The organism is Mesorhizobium sp. M1006 (genome assembly GCF_040318825.1).
Classification (GTDB): Bacteria; Pseudomonadota; Alphaproteobacteria; order Rhizobiales; family Rhizobiaceae; genus Mesorhizobium.
Genome location: NZ_JAMYMZ010000137.1, coordinates 1 through 1,186, shown reverse-complemented (window position 1 = coordinate 1,186; position 1,186 = coordinate 1). Strand labels below are relative to the sequence as shown.

The window sequence follows — 1,186 nt, the reverse complement described above, 5'->3', positions numbered from 1 at the left end:
TTCCTGGAATTGCTTGTCTTATGACTTTCGCTGCCGAATGGGTCAGAAAGGAACGCTGAGAGAGGGTAGCCGCCCTCCCTCAGCGGCGAGGGTCGGATCGGTGGAATTGCTGACCGTTTGACGGGTCGAGCTAGAGTCGGATCGCCCTCGTCTTTCCCTTGAGGCCTGAACGGATACCCGGAGTTCGGCTCCGAACGACAAGCACAGGACAAGTGAAAGATGACCAACGATACCATCGGGATCGACATATCGAAAGACCATCTCGACGCCCACAGGCTGAGCGACGGCGCGAGCCGGCGTTTTGCCAACGACAGCCGCGGCCACAAGGCGTTCATGAGCTGGTTGAGCCCGAGCCGGTTGGACCCGCCCGGCGTACGCATCGTCTATGAGCCGACAGGTCCATATCACCGGGCCTTTGAGCGGAAGCTGGCGGCGGCTGGCCTTGCGCTGGTCAAGGTCAACCCACGCCAAGCCCGGCGCTTCGCCGAGGCCACCGGCAGGATCGCCAAGACCGACCGGCTGGACGCCGCCATGCTGGCGCGCATGGGCGCTCTTCTCGACCTCGAAGCACGACCGGTGCGCAGCCCGATCCTCAATGATCTCAAGGACCTGCACATGGCGCGCGAGGCGCTGGTGAAGAACCGGACGGCGGCGAGGAACAGGGCCAAGGCGCTAACCCTTCCCATCCTCAAGCGCCACAATGCCCAGCAGCTCAGGCAGATCGAACGTCAAATGGCTGCTGTCGAAAAGGAGATCACGGCGCTCATCCAGTCCGATCCCGATCTCTCCCGTCGCTTCGCTATCCTCGTCTCGATCCCGGGCGTCTCGGCAATCACCGCCTTCGCGCTTCTCATCGAAATGCCCGAACTCGGCACGCTCGGTCAGGGTCAGGCTGCTTCCCTCGCAGGCCTCGCTCCCGTCGCACGACAGTCCGGCAACTGGATCGGCCGCGCCTTCATCCGCGGCGGGCGAGCCAATGTCCGACAGGCACTCTACATGCCCGCCCTCGTCGCCATGCGCTTCAATCCCGATCTAAAGGCAAAATACCACCAGCTCACGGCCGACGGCAAAGCCTCAAAACTCGCCATCACAGCCATCATGCGAAAGCTCATCATCCTCGCAAACGCACTACTCAGGGACAATCGGACCTGGACACCATCTCTCCCTTGACCAACACGGATACTCT

1 protein-coding gene is annotated in these 1,186 nt (G+C 62.1%); it reads left to right on the top strand.

The genetic code is table 11. The features are described 5' to 3' along the window. Positions 1 to 219 precede the first annotated feature (219 nt). On the top strand, positions 220 to 1,170 hold the full coding sequence (locus tag NKH60_RS34915) for an IS110 family transposase (protein WP_352458931.1): 951 nt from the start codon (positions 220 to 222) through the stop codon (positions 1,168 to 1,170). Positions 1,171 to 1,186 lie beyond the last annotated feature (16 nt).

Coding starts and splice junctions, on each gene's coding strand:
- NKH60_RS34915 (WP_352458931.1), top strand. CDS start 220: ATGACCAACGATACCATCGGGATCGACATATCGAAAGACCATCTCGAC.